Here is a 15,972-nt window from a genome sequence, read left to right as displayed (position 1 = left end):
ACGAAGCGTACGTCGGCTCAGGGTCGCGCAGAGTCGGTCGCTGAGGGTCGCACTGATCCTTCCGACAGGATGAACGCGGAGTTGGAACGAGAACCGGCTCAGGTGCTTGACCGCATTTCTCGAAACTTACCCGCCATTGCACCAGACGAGCGCCATCCATCGACCAAGAGAACCGCGAACGCTGTCTCGTTGATTTCTGGTCGGGAGCGTTCTCGATTGGTTTGTTCTCTCAAGGAAACGCAGGGCCGCCCCAAGTTTCCTTGACCCCCTCGGGGGGGGCGGGTCGGCGGGCCGACCTGGGGGCGCTCAAAAACGGTCGTTCTCTGAACCCACCTCAAGCCTGCAAAGCCAGGTGTGGATGTCGGCGTTTCGCGTGCAAAGAGGCGGAATTCGGAGGGCCTTGCTTGCTCCAGAATGACGTGTGCGCTATATTCAGCCAAACATCACGAGTGAGTTTGATGCTTATGCCGTACGTTTGCCGCAGCCCCATCTTCTTCATCCTGCTATCTCTACTGCCATGCGGCATGGCCTTTGCCAGCAATGTGGACACTCGGCTGGTGGTGCCTTTGCCGAAGACTGCCTACCTGCATGAACTCGCACTGATGCGCGATCACCTGCGGGCCATGGCAGCGATCGAACGCAAGATGGGCCAGCGCCAATGGCTTGAGGCGGCCCGTATTGCCCAGATGCACCTGGGCCTGAGTGTCATGGGCTCCCGGCAGATGCGGCTCATGCATCGCGCCATGCCTGCCGGGATGCAGCAGATCGGCATGGCTTTTCACCGCCAATCGGAGCTGTTCGTCGTGCAACTGCAAAACACCGCAGCGACGGGCCAGGTCGGCCCTGCATTCCAGGCCCTGGCAGACGTCACATCCAACTGCGTAGCCTGCCACGCGGCGTATCGATTCGAGATCAAGCCATCACCCTGATTCCAACGGAGGTCAACATGCGAACCAGCGCACGCAACGTGCTGCACGGCACGATCGAGGTCGTCACGCCCGGCGCCGTCAATGCCGAGGTGGTCCTGCGACTGCCCGGAGGAGAGCGGCTTGTCGCGATCATCACCTTGGACAGCATGCGCCGTCTCGGCCTGGAGCCCAACACACTCGCGTGGGCGATGATCAAGGCGTCCTGGCCCATTCTGTGCACCCCACAAGACTGTACGAAAACATCGGCCCGCAATCGGCTCTGCGGCCAAGTCAGCCGCATTGTCCCCGGGGTCGTCAATGATGAAATTTCCATCGAGCTGAGTGGTGGCGGCGAGTTGGTCGTCATGATCACGCCCGCGAGCACCCGTCACCTGGGTCTCCAGCATGGCCTGCACGTATGCGCCTTGATCAAGGCTTCACACATCATCCTCGGGGTGGACGACTGACCGTCACGATCCTCGCTTGCGCGGCCCTTCGGGGCCGCTTTTTTGTGGATCCTTGATCCGCCGCGAGATTGCACGAACGCACACCGGGGTACCCCGCGCATCATCCGGCGGCCGATTTGACAAGTGCCAATACGATATAATCCTACGAATATTTCGAGTGCCTTTTGAATTCGCCTGTCCGACCATCACTCGCGTCCCATCGCGATGTCACCACAAACCATCCTGAACCGAGGAATTTCTGATGCAGCGACGCGCCTTTCCGCCTCTTTCCCTGGTTGCCCACCCAGCCGCTGGTGTTCTACGCCGCCGTGCTGAAGAACGCGCCCAACCCCAGAGCCGGCGAAGCCTTCGTCAAGCTCATGACCAGCGCCGAAGGGCGGACGTTGTTCAAGGACTACGGCTACAGCGAACCCAAGGGCGACGCTCTGAAGTGAAATCCGCATGAAGCATGCGTAGCCAAGAGGCTTGGCCCAGCCACTCTCGGTAACTCAACTTTCTTCAATGGAGACTGACACCATGGCCTTTTTGAACCCCCTGCTGCGCTCGGTCGCCCCATGCCTCGGATGGGTGCTCTCGGCCGCATGCTGCCCGGCTGCGTACGCAGCCGGGCTTCCGGGGCCCTTGGTCTCCGTGCAGTGGCTGCACGATCACGCCAAGGCTGTCCAGATCGTCGATATCCGCGACGACATCAACAGCTTGACCAGCGACCCCACATTCAACACCGAAGGCGGCAAAAAAGTCTTGAGCAAGGTCGGTGGCTATGTGCCAGGCGCCTTGTCTGTCAATTTCTGGGCGATTCGGGACAAGCGCGACATCGACGGTCACAAGGTCGATTTTCTGCTGCCGACCTCGTCGGATTTTCAGGCCGTGATGCAGGCCTCTCAGTTCGAAGCTGACAAGCCCGTGGTCCTTGTTCCAACGGGAGACGACGCTTCATCACTCCAGGAAGCGGCCTACCTGGCTTACGCGCTGCAAGTCTTCGGCATGCCGGCCGATGAGGTCGCCATTCTCAACGGCGGGACGCATGCATGGATCGCCGCCGGCTATCCGGTGGATACGGACGCCATTGCGCCGATGACATCCGGACATTGGGTCGCCAAGCCTGCCGACATGAAACTGGTGGCCACCACGCAGCAAGTGCTGGCGGCGAGCAAACATCCGGGGCGTCCCATCCTCGTCGATGCCAGACCCATGGCCCAATTTGTGGGGGTCGAGCAAAGTATCGTGGCGACCGAAGCTGGACGCATCCCAGGAGCGCGCTCCTTGCCACCTTCGGTGTTGTATCGAACCGCCAAGGACGGATCAGCCCGGTTTCTGCGTGCGGCCCAGTACCGGGCCCTCCTGCCCTTGGTGGGTCTGTCCGAACGCGGTCCGATGATTGCCTACTGCAACACGGGCCAATACGCCGCGAGCACCTGGTTCATCCTGACCCGACTGGTGGGCGACCAGCAAGTCCGTGTGTACCCAGGCTCGATCAACGAGTGGTCCCATTTGGGCTATCCAATGCTGGGCCTGCCAGGCCAGGAGGCAGGATGAGTCGGCAATCCAAGACGACGGCTCCCGGTGCCATCGAATGACAATGATGACGCTCCTGGGCCGCTGATTCACCTCGAACCGGGGGCGGCGCAGGAGCAAGATCCGGTCTCAATGCCGGACATTGCGCACCCCGACCTGTTTGCACATCACGGCAACCATGCCGCCGGGAAGCGGGCGATGCCCCAGCACCGACCAACCCAGGCGTGCATAGAACTGCTGCGAACCTGGGGTATAGAGGTGGAGCCGCTCAACCCCGAGCGAGGCGGCTTCGCGTTCTGCCGCCCGCACCAGCAGCGCGCCGATCCCGTGGCGACGAAACTCCGGCACGACGTATAGGCCAGCTAACCACGGCGATTCCGGAAACTGCGGCAATTCCCGCTCTTTCAAGGCCACGGTCCCGACGACCTGGTTCTCGGAAAGTGCAACGAGAGCGGTTGGGATCTGCCGCTGCGTGAGCCAGCTTTCGATACGGCGCTGCACCGAGGCTTGGGTCTCATCGCCATAGATCAGCCTCCACTCCTCGAAGAACCACGCGGCGATGCGCGGCACCGCCCCTGCATGTTCGATCATCGGCCGAATGACGATGCCATCCATGGCAAGTTCTCAGGGCGCCGCGGATTGCCCAGTCTCCAGCCGCGCCAGCGTGGCGGGAACGATGCGGCGGTGGATCGGCGCGACGAGCAGCATGTAGACGCGTCCCAGCAGGTTGTGAAGATGCACCACGGTAGAGACCGCCAACGCGTTGCGGCCGGCTTCAGCGACCTTGCAAAACGAAACCTTGACGTCCAGATGCTGGTCCGCGTCGTCCAGGATGACCTATCGCCAGCGCCGACGATGTGCTTGGCGCGATCGGCAACGCGTAGCAGTCCTTGAAATCCGCCCCAGCCAGAGAGCGACTGATTTGCGTGCCGGTCGGAGCCGGGATGGCCCGGATGGTTGAGTGTGCCTGGTGTCTGTTTCGGTTTCAATGGATGTGCGAATCCACATTGGTTAGATTGCCAGCGTCGCCGTGCGCCTCACGAACTAGCGCATCCTCGGTGATTAACGCATCCTGCAGGTGGCGCAGCGCCTGCAGGAAATGGGAGCGCGCGGGACCCAAAACGTTGAAAACCTTCGAGGCATTGTTGGCCATCTCTTGATAGATCTGTTCCAGCGACTCCTGCCCGGTCGCCGTCAACTCAAGCCTCACCTGTCTGCGATTATGCTCATCACGACGCTGGAGAACAAATCCCTTGGCCAGCAACGCAGTGACCCGCTGGCTCACCAAGGACTTGCTCATGTCAAGCAGCTCGCCGACTTCTCTGTGAGTCGGTTGCGCCTTTTCGCGCACAGCCATCGCGACGAGAAACTCCGCGTAGCTGATGCCCTTGGCGTCGAGCACACGTTGGCGCGCGAGACGGTCGAGCCGGGCGACGATCTCGTGCAGCAAGAAGACTTCGGTCTGCGTGAACCATGAGTTTTTCATTGCGTGTCTTGCGTCAATCTCTCAATAAGATTCAGCCAGGATCTGGGATGCTCCGGCGCGTTCCAAAATCGTCCTGCACTCGGCGACCATGGCTGCTGAGCCGCAAACATAGAAATCCGTCGTCGCGGAGATGAATTCCAGGCCCGCAAGGGCCTGCGTCACGCGCCCCTGAAATTCGCCTGCCGTTGCCTGCGCTCGGCTGACGCAGGTGACGGTCCGCTGCGGCAAGCGGGCGAATGCTTTGGTGATGTCCTCCGCCATGCTGCGACAGCCAAAATAGAGCTCGGCTGCACTCAATTCGCCGGCATGCGCGAGTTGTTCGAACATCGGCAGGAAGGGCGCCAGCCCGGTTCCAGTGGCAACGAACACCTTGTGGTGTGCATTGCGCAGCAGATGGTAGCTGCCCAACGGCAACTCGATTTCGGTCGCCTCACACGGTTGCACTGCGTCTGCGAAGTTCGAGCCGTCGCCGTGCGTGCGGTTGCTGACCAGAAGAGTGAGCCGGTTGCCGGAGGCTGCAACTATCGAATAGTCGCGCCATTCGAATCGGGCGACGCGCAACCTGGCGTACTGCCCGGGCACGAAACGAATTTGCGCATCGAGTTCGAACTCCAGGCGCCAGATCGAAGGCGTCAGCGCCATCTTCGCCACGAGCTGAGCGCGCTTCTTTTCCGGGACACGCGCCGCATCCGGCGCAAGCGCCTTAGCTCGGCTGACGCTGGCCATGATGTGCAGGAATCCGGCAGAGCCGAGTACTTTGCTCGCCGCCGCCACGCCGCCCATCATGGCGCCAACGATACCGAGACTGCCCACGTCGGAGCCGCTCAAGTACAGGCCGGCGATCGGTGCGCGCACGGCAAGGGGTGCAGATTGGTATCTCGCTGGTGTTCCCGGCAGGCCGTAGAAACGGCCTGCCGGATGCGATGTGTAGTGCTCGACGGTCAGCGGTGTGGACAGTTCGCAGTATTGCACGAGCGCAGAGAACCCCGGCACTGCGCTGTCGGCCAGGCGCAGGAGGCCTTGCGTGATGCATTCCTTGAGCTCGGCGTAGTCGCGTCCGCGAATTCCTTTGATGGTGCTGCGCCACGCGTCGAAAGCATCGGGGCGCAGCAGCGCGATGATCTCGGCGGTGTGGAAGCGGCCATCTCCCGACTTGGCCGACGGAAACGACAGATAGATATGGCGAGGATCACCTGCCAGAGTCATTGTGGTCTGCGCCAGCACGTCGTCGTGGTCGAGTGTGGCATTGATCCAGTAGTTTTCGCCCTGAATGCCAAGGGTAGAAATCGGCGCCTTCAGGCGAACGTAGAGCGTCACGGCTGACGTGCCTCCGGCCAGCGAGTCGATGAACGCGCGCGCCTTCTCGGTTCGTCGGCCGATTTCGCCATTGGTGGGAAGCAGTCGCTGGTAAGTGTTTTGTGCGCCGACGTTGGAGATGACGACGGGCGCAAGATAGGTGACTTCCGCCGCTTCAACTCCCCGCCGATCAATGACCTTCACGCCAACAGCACGCCCGTCGCGGGTGAGGATCGCGGTGACTTCCTGGCCTACCCTGATCGAGCCTGCGCTTGCTTCGATGCCCTGTTCGAATGTGCGCGCGATTCGCCCGCTGCCGCCTTCGGGAAACCATCCTCCCTGCAGGTAGCTGCCGACCACGAGGGCATGCATGGCGAAGGCGCTTTCACGTGGCGGCAAGCCATAGTCGCCCCACTGCGAAACGAGCAACGCTTTGAGTTCTGGCGAACGGAAATGGCGCTCCAAATAGTCCCCTGTCGTCTGCGTGGCCTTGGCTGCGCCAAAGCGGCGGTACTGCGCCAGCAGGAACGCCAGGAGACCTGGCATCAGTTGTTCCTGGATGCCAAGGATGGACCAGCGAGCAACTGAGCGCATGTCGCGGAAGTAGCCTCGGATCGCTCCGGCTTCACCGGGAAATCGCTCGACGAGCCGGTCCTCGTAACGCAACGGATCCGAGGGCACGGGAAAATTGATCCCCGGATAGACGAAGCGCTCGAACTCCTCAGGCATACGGTTCCAGCTAAGCGCACCGCCCGACAGGAAATCGAACAGCTTGCGCTCGAAGGTGCCATTCTGCAAATGTCCGACGTAATGCAGGCCGACATCCCAGGATGCGCCGTCGCGACGAAAGGTATGCGTCAATCCACCACGCTCTGTATGCTTTTCCAGCACCAGAACCTTCATCTTGGCGACTCTTGCCAGAAGGCCGGCAGCAGTCAAACCGCCGATGCCCGAGCCGATGACGATTGCATCCCAACTCGATTCCATGAGGTCCTCGCGGATAGGTTAATTATTAAACAGTGTAATAACTTAACCTTTTATCGTCAAATGTGCGAGCCGTCGGCTTGAGGGCGGTGTATGGAGTGTTCGGGCCGGTGCCCGCTTGACGATTCCACACGAGGCGGGCCTCGCCCAAGTTCCTCCGATCCAAGCCAGATGGCGGTACGGACTGCCGGATTCGCGGTGTTGCCGCTCCTGACGGGGATCAATAATCGATCGCCAGCGACAAAGACGCCAAACTTTGACGTTGCTCAAGCCAACGTTTTCAAGAACACTGCACAAAGCGCCAAGGGTCGCACGCGCGCTACGACGGCCAGAGGTGCAACGTTATCGGCGAGCCTTTCACCGGCGCCGTCCGACGAGGTCAAGGGCTTGCGCGATTTGGCCGCGTTGAAATAGATCGGTCTGGCGTGACGTCTTCCGCGAGCGCGGGATCGAGCTGCCGCTGGCGCCTGCCGTTGTCGTTGTGGGTGAGGCAGGTTGATGGGCTGAAGGGCATCACGGCAACACCCACTTGCACAGGGGCGGATCTCGCGGCAACCTTGGTCAGACAATCGTGGCGCCGACCTTGTCGCCTTGGGCAAGACCGAGATCGATCAGGGCCTGTCGTAAGGCATCCGGGAGGGGGGTTTCCTGCACAGGACCAACAAGCTGACCCAGCGCCCGGCCATCCAGCGCATGCGGCACCCGCCACAGATAAGCCATCTCCGCCACCTCCCGCCACATCGGCACCACCAGGCCCCCGAGGCGAATGACACCCCATGGCATGGAACCTCGCTTGAAGCCATGGACGGGGCGGATGCCGAGGTCCAGGGCCGCGGCTTCGAGACCACCAAGCAACTCGGCACCGGTGGGCGTGTACCCGGCGAACTGCAGCCGTGCAAATCCCTGAGCATCGCCGCGCTCCGCCACCGCCACGAAAGCCCGCGCCAGATCCGGCAGATAGGCCCAGGCATGCGGAACATCCACCGGCCCTGGATAGACCAGCCTGCCGCGTGCCAGCGACTTGGCGATGATCAGGTCGAACCAGGAACCACGACCGCAACCGAAGAAATCGCCGGCGCGGATCACCACACTGCGCAGCCCCCGGGGGGCGCGAGCGGCGAGTTCGGCTTCCATGGCGCAACGCATGCGCCCCTTGACCGTGGTCGGTCGCTCGGGCGTGCGTTCGTCAAGGACCGGCGGCATGCCCGCGCCGTAGTTGTAGACATTGCCCGGCAGCATCAACAGGGCGTCCAGGCGCTGCGCCAGATCCATGCCCAGCCGCAGCAGCGGCAAGGCCTGTTCGCGCCAGGCGGTATACGGTGGATTGACGGCGTAGACCACCACGGCCGCTCCCTTGGCCTGGGCGGCCAAGTCCCGGCTTGCATCCAGCGGAGTGGATAGGGCCATCACGCCTGCAGGCAGCGGATCGGCAGATCCATGCCGCGCCTGCGCCAGCACCGTCCATCCTGCAGCGGCGAACGCCGCCACCGCAGCCTGCCCGAAACGCCCGTTGGCGCCCAGGATCAACACGGTCTTCTCGGACTGGGGAATCGCCACACCTCTGGGTTTGTTCATGGAAAGGTCAGTCTAGGCAGTCCGGCTTCATCTGAAAACTGTGCCCATCCGCAATCGAGCTCTACACTTTCGCATGGGACAACCATCCTTCGACTGGGCACTCATCCGCAGTTTCCTGGCGGTCATCGACGCCGGCAGCCTGATGGGGGCGGCACGCAGGCTGGGAGCGCAGCAGCCCACCCTCAGCCGCCACATGGCGGAACTCGAAGCGCAGCTCGGCGTGCCGCTGTTCGAGCGCACCGGGCGTGGCTTGACGCCCACGGCCGCAGCGCTGGCGATGGCCGATGCCGCGCGGCAGATGAAGCTGGGCGCCGATGCCTTGTCGCGCTCCCTGGAGGCCCAGCGCCAAGCCACGGCCGGGACGGTGCGCCTCAGCAGCAGCCAGGTGGCGGCGAGTTGGTTGCTGCCGCCGGTGCTGGCCGCGCTGCGCGACGCCGAGCCGGGCATTGCCGTGGAACTGGTCGTCTCGAACCAGCTGTCGAACTTGCTCGAGCGCGAGGCGGACATTGCCGTGCGCATGGTGCGGCCGCAACAAGGCGCGCTGATCGCGCGCAGGCTGGCCGACATCGCGCTGACCGCCGCCGCCCATGCGTCTTACCTGGCGCGTGCCGGGACGCCCAACAAGCCGGAAGAGCTGCTGCGGCATCGCCTGGTGGGCTACGACCGCGACGACACCATCCTGCGGGGGTTTGCGCGCCTGGGGCTGGCGATCACGCGCGAGGACTTCGCCCTGCGCACCGACGATCAGGTCGCCTACGGCCAGCTCGTGGCGGCGGGGGCAGGCATCGGCTTCGTCGCGGCCTACACCCTGCGCAACTGGCCGGGTGTGCAAGCCGTGCTGCCGGAGTTGCGGATTGCGCCCATGCCCTGCTGGCTGGCCGTGCACCGCGAGGTGCGTGCCAGCCGGGTGGTGCGGCGCGTCTATGACTTCCTGGCCGAGGCGATTCCGCGCGAGGTGGCACGATCCAATGCATGACCGGGTTCATGCCGGCCAAACAGCACCCATCGCTTGAACGATGATCTGCAGGTCCTGCTCGGACACCTCGAACAACCCAAAGCGCAACGTGTAGCCCCAGTTGCGCTGGCCCGAGGTCCATGCGAGGCGATCGAGCAGGGGCTGGATCGGGGCTTCGCGGGCTTGCAGCCAATGCACGTCCCGCCGGAAGGGACAGAACCCATGGCCCATGTCCGCCTGGTAGGGCGCGCCTGGCTTGACGATGCCGATGGCGGTGAAGGCCTGCAACTTGGTCTTCGTCTGAAACTGCGCGGTGGGCGAGTAGTACACGACCGGGTCGCCCGGCTGGATCCGGCGCAAGGGCGCCGCCTTGCCATGGCAGACCTGCATGAAGCCTTCGGCGCGGCCCCGGCGCACATGATCCGCCGAGGCGACGGCGATCCAGTTGCGGCTCACGCTGCGTTCGGTGCAAACACCCGCAGCCGATGACCGTCCGGGTCCTGCGCCACGAACGTCTCACCAAAATCCATGCGCACCGGCGTCTGCAGGATGGTCAGTCCGCGCCGGGACCAGTCGGCATGCATGGCGGCGACGGCCTCGGCGTCGCCCACCGCGAAGGCGAGTTCGGTACCGCCACCCAGCGCCGTTGCGGCAGGCTCGACCGCGTGTTTCGACCACAGGCCCAGCATGACGCCGGAATCAAGCGCAAACAGGACGAAGGTCGGCGAAGCCTGGACAGGTGTCAGGCCGAGCAGGTCGGTATAGAAGGCGGCGCTGACCGCTGGGCTGTCGACATAGAGAATGCAGAAGTTGGGGCTGGGCATGGTGTGGCTCCGCAGTGGGGTCAAGGATGAGGAGTGGCGACCAAGCCTTCTGCGTTGAGTGCGGAGGGCATGAATCACTTGTCCACCATCCTAGAAACCACCCCTGCCAGTTTCTGGCAGCAGTCTTACTGCGCGGGAATGCCTTCGATCTGACGCCACTCCTTCATCAGCGCCTGGCGCCGGCGCGGGTAGCGGGCGTCGCAGACCTGCAGGCTGACGATCCGGTCGGTGCGGAAGTGCCGGAATGCCTGACGCGACTCGCACCAGGCCGCGACGACACGCGTCTGCTCGAAGAAGCCGAGCGCGAAGGGCCAGATGATGCGTGCCGACAAGTTGTCTTGGAGGTCGCGGTAGTGAATATCGAGTTTGCGTTCCATGCGGATGGCTTGGCGAATCCGGCGCAATTCCGCATCACCCATCGCCATGGGGGTGCCGGGGCCGACCAGCAGTGCCGAGCTGTCCAGTTCATGGCGCAGGTCTGCGGGCAGGACGGCACCGATCTTGGCCAGGGCATTGCGCGCGGCATCGCCGAGGCTGGAATCGGCGCGGTCGGCAACCCAGCGCGAGCCCAGGACCAGGGCCTCGATCTCCTCCGCGGAGAACATCAGCGGGGGCAGCAGGAAGCCGGGCCGCAGGACGTAGCCGACGCCCGGCTCGCCATCGATGTGGGCGCCCTGGGCGCGCAGGGACGCGATGTCCCGGTAGAGCGTGCGCAGGCTGATGCCGAGTTCGGCGGCCAGCACCATCCCGCTGGCCGGCTGCCGCTGGCGGCGCAGGCTTTGCATCAGGGCGAGCAGGCGTTCAGCGCGGGACAAATCCGTTCTCCACCACAAAGCGGTCTGTGCGGGATCAGGAGGTTCCCATGGCTTTACCTGTAACGAGGACTCCCCACCGTGGCTTTTTTTACAGGGCTGTGAATCGGGTGAGGCTCGTTCAAGTTGCGACCAAACAACATCAATCTTTGGACGCTCTCAAGGAAACGAAGGGCCGCTCCCGAGTTTTCTTGCCCCCTCGGAGGCAGTCCGCTGGCGGACTGCTGGGGGCGCTCAATAGCCCTCATGGGCATGCACATCGGGGAGTTCCACACCTGGCACCACGAGGGCCCAGATCAGGCGTGCCACACTCTCCGGGGCGATGACCGTATGGTCGTTGTGCGCGGCAGCCAGCCCTTCGCGTAATTGCCGGCGCACGGCTGCCACGCCTGTGAGATCGAAGACGATGTCCAGATCACCGTTGCGCTGCAGCAATTCCGCCACCGTCAGCACTGGAATCCTCAGGCTGCGAGCCGTCCTGCATCCAGGGGTGTCCGGGTTGGCTTCCGCCACCGCCACGATGTCCACCGCCTGGTCTTGCTGCTTGAGCAGCACATCCAAAAAAATCGAACCCACCCGTCCCAGGCCCACGAGGGCTACGCGTTCCTTGTGCATCGTTGTTGTCTCCCGTTTATGCATGACCTACGCGCCAATTCGGCGCCGTGCCGCATGCTCCCAGCAGGATACGGGCAAGCTTCCATGGGCGCAATGACTTGGGCCATCCTCGGCGTATCGGGCTACTACCTGTGGGCGGCGGTTCAGCGCAACGCCCTGGCCTTGCTGCAAGCCTATGCGAGCGAATACACCGTCCTTTCTGTATCTGCTCAATCTGCCGGTGAAGTATCTGAAAATTGAGATGGAACTGGTGCAACGCGCCGTCACCGATCCCAAAGCCCGAGTCATGGTCAAGTCGATCCAGGCCATGGCCCAGAAACGCGCGACCTCATGTGTTCCATCGGCGTGAGTCCTTGGGCGCCAGCATGATCCCCTGATCGCGCAAGGGTGATCGGTGCGGTGAGACCCGACTCCAGGACGTCCTGCCGAGGTGATCGCCATCCATCAAGCATGAGAACCGAGAACGCGATTCAGTGGGATGCTGGGCCATGTGCTTAATCGATGTTCCCGGGCCATTCTGTGAGATTTTTCACAGTTTCACGATTTTGTTGGTTGAATGGCTGGACATGAAGCCTTGGTTCGAACAAAATCAAAACTTATGCATGGATGCATACAGAATGAGAATGCGCCTGGGTGCGTCAGATTGTCCCGCGGCAGTTGCAGGGATCGCGCCCTTTCTCGGAGAGATCAGAGGCTTCATTGGTGGTATGTCGGTGCTTGGATCGAAGGTGCCCAAAACATGGTGCGGCGGCCGTGACTGAACGCGTGATTGGCCCAAGGCCAAGATAAAAAATATCCCCGGAGGGCTTGACTTTGACCCATGATGATGTTGCCCCCCCCCCCCCCCCCCCCCCTCCCCCNCCGGGCTGGGAGGCGCTCGTGGTGAGCTTATCGAGTTTTCACGACGTTGGGTGCCACGCGGCGCCACCCTTCCACGCAGGGTTCAGTCTGGAGCTTTCTTGCGGATGCCTTCGCGCCCCAGCGTGCGACGGCATAGCCATCACGCCCCACAAACAGAACCGTTCCGCTCACTCGAGGGGTGTGGCGGAGTATTTTCTAATTCAGGAATGAGCCTGAAGCCAGGTTGAGTTGGGTTCTTTGAAGTCGGGTTGATCGAAGTTGAAAGGGTCAGTGTAAAGAGGGTTGGGTTGTGGCTTGGACCTTTGATTGGAAGGCCCCTGCCAGGCCGCCGGAGGCCCCCCTCCAGTCTTGCTGCAAGCACTGCCCACGCGCGCCGTCTTTTCTGTTTGGATCTGAGCGGGTTGGGATGGATCCGTTCCCCGCGGCGCAGAGTGGCCCCCTGTCAGGCCTGTTGCCGTGGCGCGTTGAACCGCGCAAAGAGCGCCGCCTTGGCCTGCTGCATGGCCTGAGCGGCGGCCAGATCGGTTTGCGCAGCCGCCTGAGCCTGCAAAGCGTCTAGCGTGATGCCTGCCTTGAAGCGCACCAAGCCCTGCGCACTGAGCTGCGCCAGGCAAGCCAGGGGCGTCTTCACATCGGCGTGGGCGTAGCGCTTGACGATCTTGCCCTTGGGGCTGGTGATCTCCGTGGCAAACAAGCACGGACGATGCCCATTGAGCCAAGGGTTGAAGACCGTTTGGTAGAAGGCATTGATCCTCTGGGCATACTGCTGCGGGATGTGGCTGTACCCCATGTGTTTGCGCACCACGCTGGCGTTCTTGCTCTCGGCCAGCGCGTTATCGTTGCTGTGGCGGGAGCGGGACTTGGTCTGCTCGATCCGCAGCTTCTCCAGCATCTTGGTCACGCGGGCGTTGATGTATTCCGAGCCGTTGTCCGAATGAAAGCCTGCGATCTCGAAAGGAAACTGGGCGATGACCAGGGCCAGCACGGGCAACAGATACGCCTCGCTGATGCCCTGCACGCAAGCCTGCACCTGCCATTGGCTGACCGCATCCACGCAGGTGATGTGATACACCCCCTTGATGCCGTCCTGGTCGCCCTGGTGCACGGTATCGATGCGCACAAAGCCTGCGCGTCCCTGGGGTTGCGGTGCGCGCCGCGTGCCAATGGGGTTGTTCACCGGGCGGGTCTTGGTGACATGCAGGCGCTGGGCGCGGTAGCCAGCGCTCTTGCGCAGGTTGTACAGGTGCGAGACTGACAGCGTGGCCAGGCGGGCATAGCGCGCGTCGCCATAGACGTGGTAGGCCCGCTGCAGCAGGTGCGCGATGGCCGGGCCGCAGACATCCTCATGGGCGCGGTCCATCTCCACGAGCAGCGTCACATCGCCGGGCGTGAACTTGCGGGCAAAGGGGGCTGCCGGGGCGCCGTAACGCTTGACCAGCGGCTCTGCGGCCAGGCGGTTGGCCTGCCACCGGCGCACCAGGCGCGTGAGTTGCGCGCGGCTGTAACCGCTGGTGTGACGCAAATAGGCCAGCACCACCCCGCGTTCACACTTGGTGCGTCGGGGGTAGTCAAGCCGCCGCAGAACCCGACTGATGTGGGCGTAGCGCTGCGCATCGTCGCCGTGCGGTGAAAACGCAACTTGTGCATTGGCGCTGAGAAATTGCTCGAGTTGCGCGATTGTGGTCAGTCGCGTGTCGTCCATGTTGATCACCATCCTGTGGATGATCAACCCGCTTGAAACTCAGACCCGAACCCGCCTTCAGGCTCATCCCTCGATGGAAAGACGCGCCTCGCTCAGGCTCATTCCACGTTGGACAAGGCTCCGAGTTGACGGCGCAGTGCACTTCGAGCAGGCTCTGCGCGTGGGGCGCGTGCACGAGATGGTGGGGGTCGATCTGCCATCGCTGCTGGAGGCGTACCACCTCTACCACCTGGAGATCCGCCGCCTGCTGCCGGCCAGCGGTCTGGATGTGCAACAACAGGAATGCCTGGGGCAAGCCGTGCTGCAGCGGCTGATGCTCGACATCGAAGCCCAGATCACCAGTCATTATCGGGTCGATGTCGAAACGGCCGCGGCCGTGGTGGCCATCGACAAGGCGATTCGGGAGGCCGGCAACCTGTCGGATCTGCTGCACGACGCGATGGAGGCCCTGTCCACGCTCGACGGGGTGCGGGCTTGTTTGTTCGCGAGACCCGATGCGCTGGGTTTCCTGCAGATCGAAGCTTTTGGCGGTGAGGATGGCCAGCAATATGCCGAGGCCTTGCAAAGTCATCATGTGCCCTGGATCCAAACCTCCGCCGACAGCGCGGCAAGTCAAGGCCCGGCGGGACGGGCCTGGCGCAGCGCGCAGATCGAGGTCAGCGAAACCTTCGGGCTGGACTTGACGCTGCGCCCCTGGCAGGCCGAGGGTGTGCGGCTCGGGTTTCGTTCCTCGGCGGCGGTGCCGCTGCTCGACGAGGCGGGGCATGCATACGCCATCCTCGGGATTTACTGTCGCTGGCCGGGATTTTTCAGCACGACGGCGCGCAGGGTCTTGCTGCAGCATGTTCAACAGGCCTTGAGCCATGCGGTGCTGCGCTGGGAGCAAAGCATGGTGATTGTGTCCAATTCGCGCCAGGCGTATCGGCAGCGCATCGAATTGGGAGCGATCGGCATGGTGTACCAGCCGGTCATCGACATGCGGCATGGACGCCTGCAGCATGTCGAGGCCTTGGCACGCTTGCAGGGAAGCGATGGACAGAGCATCGCGCCAGCCGCATTTTTGCCGGCACTGGGCAAAGCCGGCTTGTTGCGCCTGTTTCAACTGGGCCTGGATCACGTTTGTCAGGATGTACGCATGTGGCGTGCGCAGGGATTGGAGTTTCCCGTGGCGATCAACATCCCTCCCGAGGGACTGACGCAGGACGTCTATCGGGACAGTGTGTTCGAGACGCTGTTCCGCTGGGGGCTGCCGGCGAGCGCCTTGCAACTCGAGATCCTGGAAACGCAAGATCCCATCGACATCCGGAAGCGTGATGCGCGCATCGCAGAATTCAAGCGGGCAGGCATCCGGATCGTGCAGGACGATCTGGGCTCGGGCTACAGCTCGCTGCTGCGCATGGACCACATGGCCTTCGATGCCGTGAAAATCGACCAGGGCCTGGTCCGCAGCGCCCTGGACAGGCCCATGCGCGCCTTGGAGTTCATCTGCCACCTCACCCGCCTGGCGCACGCCTTCAACATCCCGGTGACGGTGGAGGGGCTCGAGAACGAGGGGTTGATCGAGGCCGCGGCGATTCTTGGCGCCGACCATGGCCAGGGGTATGGCATTGCCCGGCCGATGCCGGCGCAGGCGCTGGGGGGGTGGGCTCGGGATTTCTGCTATGGCGTCGATCCGCAACAGCCGCGTACGGCGCTCGGCGCCCTGGCGGGCTATCTGTTGTGGGATGAGCAGCTTGTGGCCTTGGTCCGCTGGCCCGAACTGGTGAAGGACTTTGTGTGCGCCCCTTGCCTGGTTCAACGCTACCTGACGCAGTGTGACGCGCCGCAAGAGGCTTTGTTGGAGCTGTTGGCGCGCAACCACGCCCATGCCTTGCAGGGGACGGGCAGCCCGGGGTATATCGAAACACGTCGACAGTTGACCGAGGTGCTCAGCCGGGTCTGGCTGGAAGCCGGGCATTCGCCTGGGTGATGC

Annotated in this window: 17 protein-coding genes; 7 read left to right on the top strand and 10 right to left on the bottom strand. The window is 63.1% G+C overall.

Translation table 11 applies throughout. The features are described from left to right. Positions 1–458 precede the first annotated feature (458 nt). From THIX_RS19055 to THIX_RS19040, 4 genes are all read left to right on the top strand, one after another. Complete coding sequence (locus tag THIX_RS19055) at positions 459–929, top strand: hypothetical protein (protein ID WP_158540964.1); 471 nt, start codon at positions 459–461, stop codon at positions 927–929. 17 nt (positions 930–946) lie between these two features. Beyond that, entirely contained in the window at positions 947–1,375 is a 429-nt protein-coding gene (locus THIX_RS19050) for a molybdopterin-binding protein (RefSeq protein ID WP_112487451.1), read from the top strand. Between the two features lie 275 nt (positions 1,376–1,650). Continuing rightward, positions 1,651–1,809 carry a substrate-binding domain-containing protein gene (locus THIX_RS19045; protein ID WP_233224636.1) on the top strand — a complete coding sequence of 53 codons (159 nt, stop codon included), beginning with the start codon at positions 1,651–1,653 and terminating at the stop codon, positions 1,807–1,809. Positions 1,810–1,891: 82 nt separating this feature from the next. Next, positions 1,892–2,911 carry a sulfurtransferase gene (locus THIX_RS19040; protein WP_112487450.1) on the top strand — a complete coding sequence of 340 codons (1,020 nt, stop codon included), beginning with the start codon at positions 1,892–1,894 and terminating at the stop codon, positions 2,909–2,911. 108 nt (positions 2,912–3,019) lie between these two features. Here the strand turns inward: THIX_RS19040 and THIX_RS19035 are convergent, their stop codons facing one another. From THIX_RS19035 to THIX_RS19015, 5 genes are all read right to left on the bottom strand, one after another. After that, positions 3,020–3,505, bottom strand: a complete 486-nt coding sequence (locus THIX_RS19035; protein ID WP_112487449.1) for a GNAT family N-acetyltransferase — start codon at positions 3,503–3,505, stop codon at positions 3,020–3,022. A 9-nt stretch (positions 3,506–3,514) separates the two neighbouring features. After that, positions 3,515–3,721 (bottom strand): DUF2867 domain-containing protein, encoded by a 207-nt coding sequence (locus THIX_RS24405; protein ID WP_371413018.1) that lies wholly within the window; start codon positions 3,719–3,721, stop codon positions 3,515–3,517. A 154-nt stretch (positions 3,722–3,875) separates the two neighbouring features. Next, positions 3,876–4,376: a MarR family winged helix-turn-helix transcriptional regulator gene (locus THIX_RS19025; RefSeq protein WP_112487447.1), complete on the bottom strand. Its 501-nt coding sequence runs from the start codon at positions 4,374–4,376 to the stop codon at positions 3,876–3,878. Between the two features lie 21 nt (positions 4,377–4,397). Continuing rightward, positions 4,398–6,659 (bottom strand): FAD-dependent oxidoreductase, encoded by a 2,262-nt coding sequence (locus THIX_RS19020; RefSeq protein ID WP_112487446.1) that lies wholly within the window; start codon positions 6,657–6,659, stop codon positions 4,398–4,400. Positions 6,660–7,217: 558 nt separating this feature from the next. Next, positions 7,218–8,231, bottom strand: coding sequence for an NAD-dependent epimerase/dehydratase family protein (locus tag THIX_RS19015; protein ID WP_112487445.1), 1,014 nt, complete (start codon positions 8,229–8,231; stop codon positions 7,218–7,220). Positions 8,232–8,304: 73 nt separating this feature from the next. Between THIX_RS19015 and THIX_RS19010 the strand changes: the two genes are divergently transcribed. After that, the gene (locus tag THIX_RS19010) at positions 8,305–9,207 is read left to right on the top strand and encodes a LysR family transcriptional regulator (RefSeq protein ID WP_112487444.1); all 903 of its coding nucleotides are present in this window, start codon (positions 8,305–8,307) and stop codon (positions 9,205–9,207) included. 6 nt (positions 9,208–9,213) lie between these two features. Here the strand turns inward: THIX_RS19010 and THIX_RS19005 are convergent, their stop codons facing one another. The 4 genes from THIX_RS19005 to THIX_RS18990 all read right to left on the bottom strand — a co-directional run bounded on the left by THIX_RS19005 (position 9,214) and on the right by THIX_RS18990 (position 11,437). Continuing rightward, positions 9,214–9,642, bottom strand: a complete 429-nt coding sequence (locus THIX_RS19005; RefSeq protein ID WP_112487443.1) for an EVE domain-containing protein — start codon at positions 9,640–9,642, stop codon at positions 9,214–9,216. Beyond that, positions 9,639–10,010: a VOC family protein gene (locus tag THIX_RS19000; RefSeq protein WP_112487442.1), complete on the bottom strand. Its 372-nt coding sequence runs from the start codon at positions 10,008–10,010 to the stop codon at positions 9,639–9,641. Before THIX_RS19000 ends, THIX_RS19005 begins: the two co-directional genes overlap by 4 nt. 125 nt (positions 10,011–10,135) lie before the next feature. Continuing rightward, positions 10,136–10,825, bottom strand: a complete 690-nt coding sequence (locus THIX_RS18995; RefSeq protein WP_112487441.1) for a YafY family protein — start codon at positions 10,823–10,825, stop codon at positions 10,136–10,138. Between the two features lie 231 nt (positions 10,826–11,056). Then, positions 11,057–11,437, bottom strand: a complete 381-nt coding sequence (locus THIX_RS18990) for a homoserine dehydrogenase (RefSeq protein ID WP_112487440.1) — start codon at positions 11,435–11,437, stop codon at positions 11,057–11,059. Positions 11,438–11,530: 93 nt separating this feature from the next. Between THIX_RS18990 and THIX_RS23620 the strand changes: the two genes are divergently transcribed. Continuing rightward, entirely contained in the window at positions 11,531–11,677 is a 147-nt protein-coding gene (locus tag THIX_RS23620) for a hypothetical protein (protein ID WP_233224635.1), read from the top strand. Between the two features lie 1,063 nt (positions 11,678–12,740). On the opposite strand, the gene THIX_RS18980 is transcribed toward THIX_RS23620, so the two are convergent. Then, the gene (locus THIX_RS18980) at positions 12,741–14,000 is read right to left on the bottom strand and encodes a DDE-type integrase/transposase/recombinase (protein WP_112487438.1); all 1,260 of its coding nucleotides are present in this window, start codon (positions 13,998–14,000) and stop codon (positions 12,741–12,743) included. Here THIX_RS18980 and THIX_RS18975 point away from each other — a divergent pair. Next, positions 13,999–15,969 (top strand): EAL domain-containing protein, encoded by a 1,971-nt coding sequence (locus tag THIX_RS18975; protein ID WP_112487437.1) that lies wholly within the window; start codon positions 13,999–14,001, stop codon positions 15,967–15,969. The two genes, THIX_RS18980 and THIX_RS18975, sit on opposite strands and share 2 nt — an antisense overlap. The last annotated feature ends 3 nt before the right edge of the window (positions 15,970–15,972 follow it).

Source organism: Thiomonas sp. X19 (assembly GCF_900089495.1).
Classification (GTDB): domain Bacteria; phylum Pseudomonadota; class Gammaproteobacteria; order Burkholderiales; family Burkholderiaceae_C; genus Thiomonas_A.
Note: the sequence above shows the minus strand (reverse complement) of the source record. Positions and strands in the feature narration are given on the sequence as shown.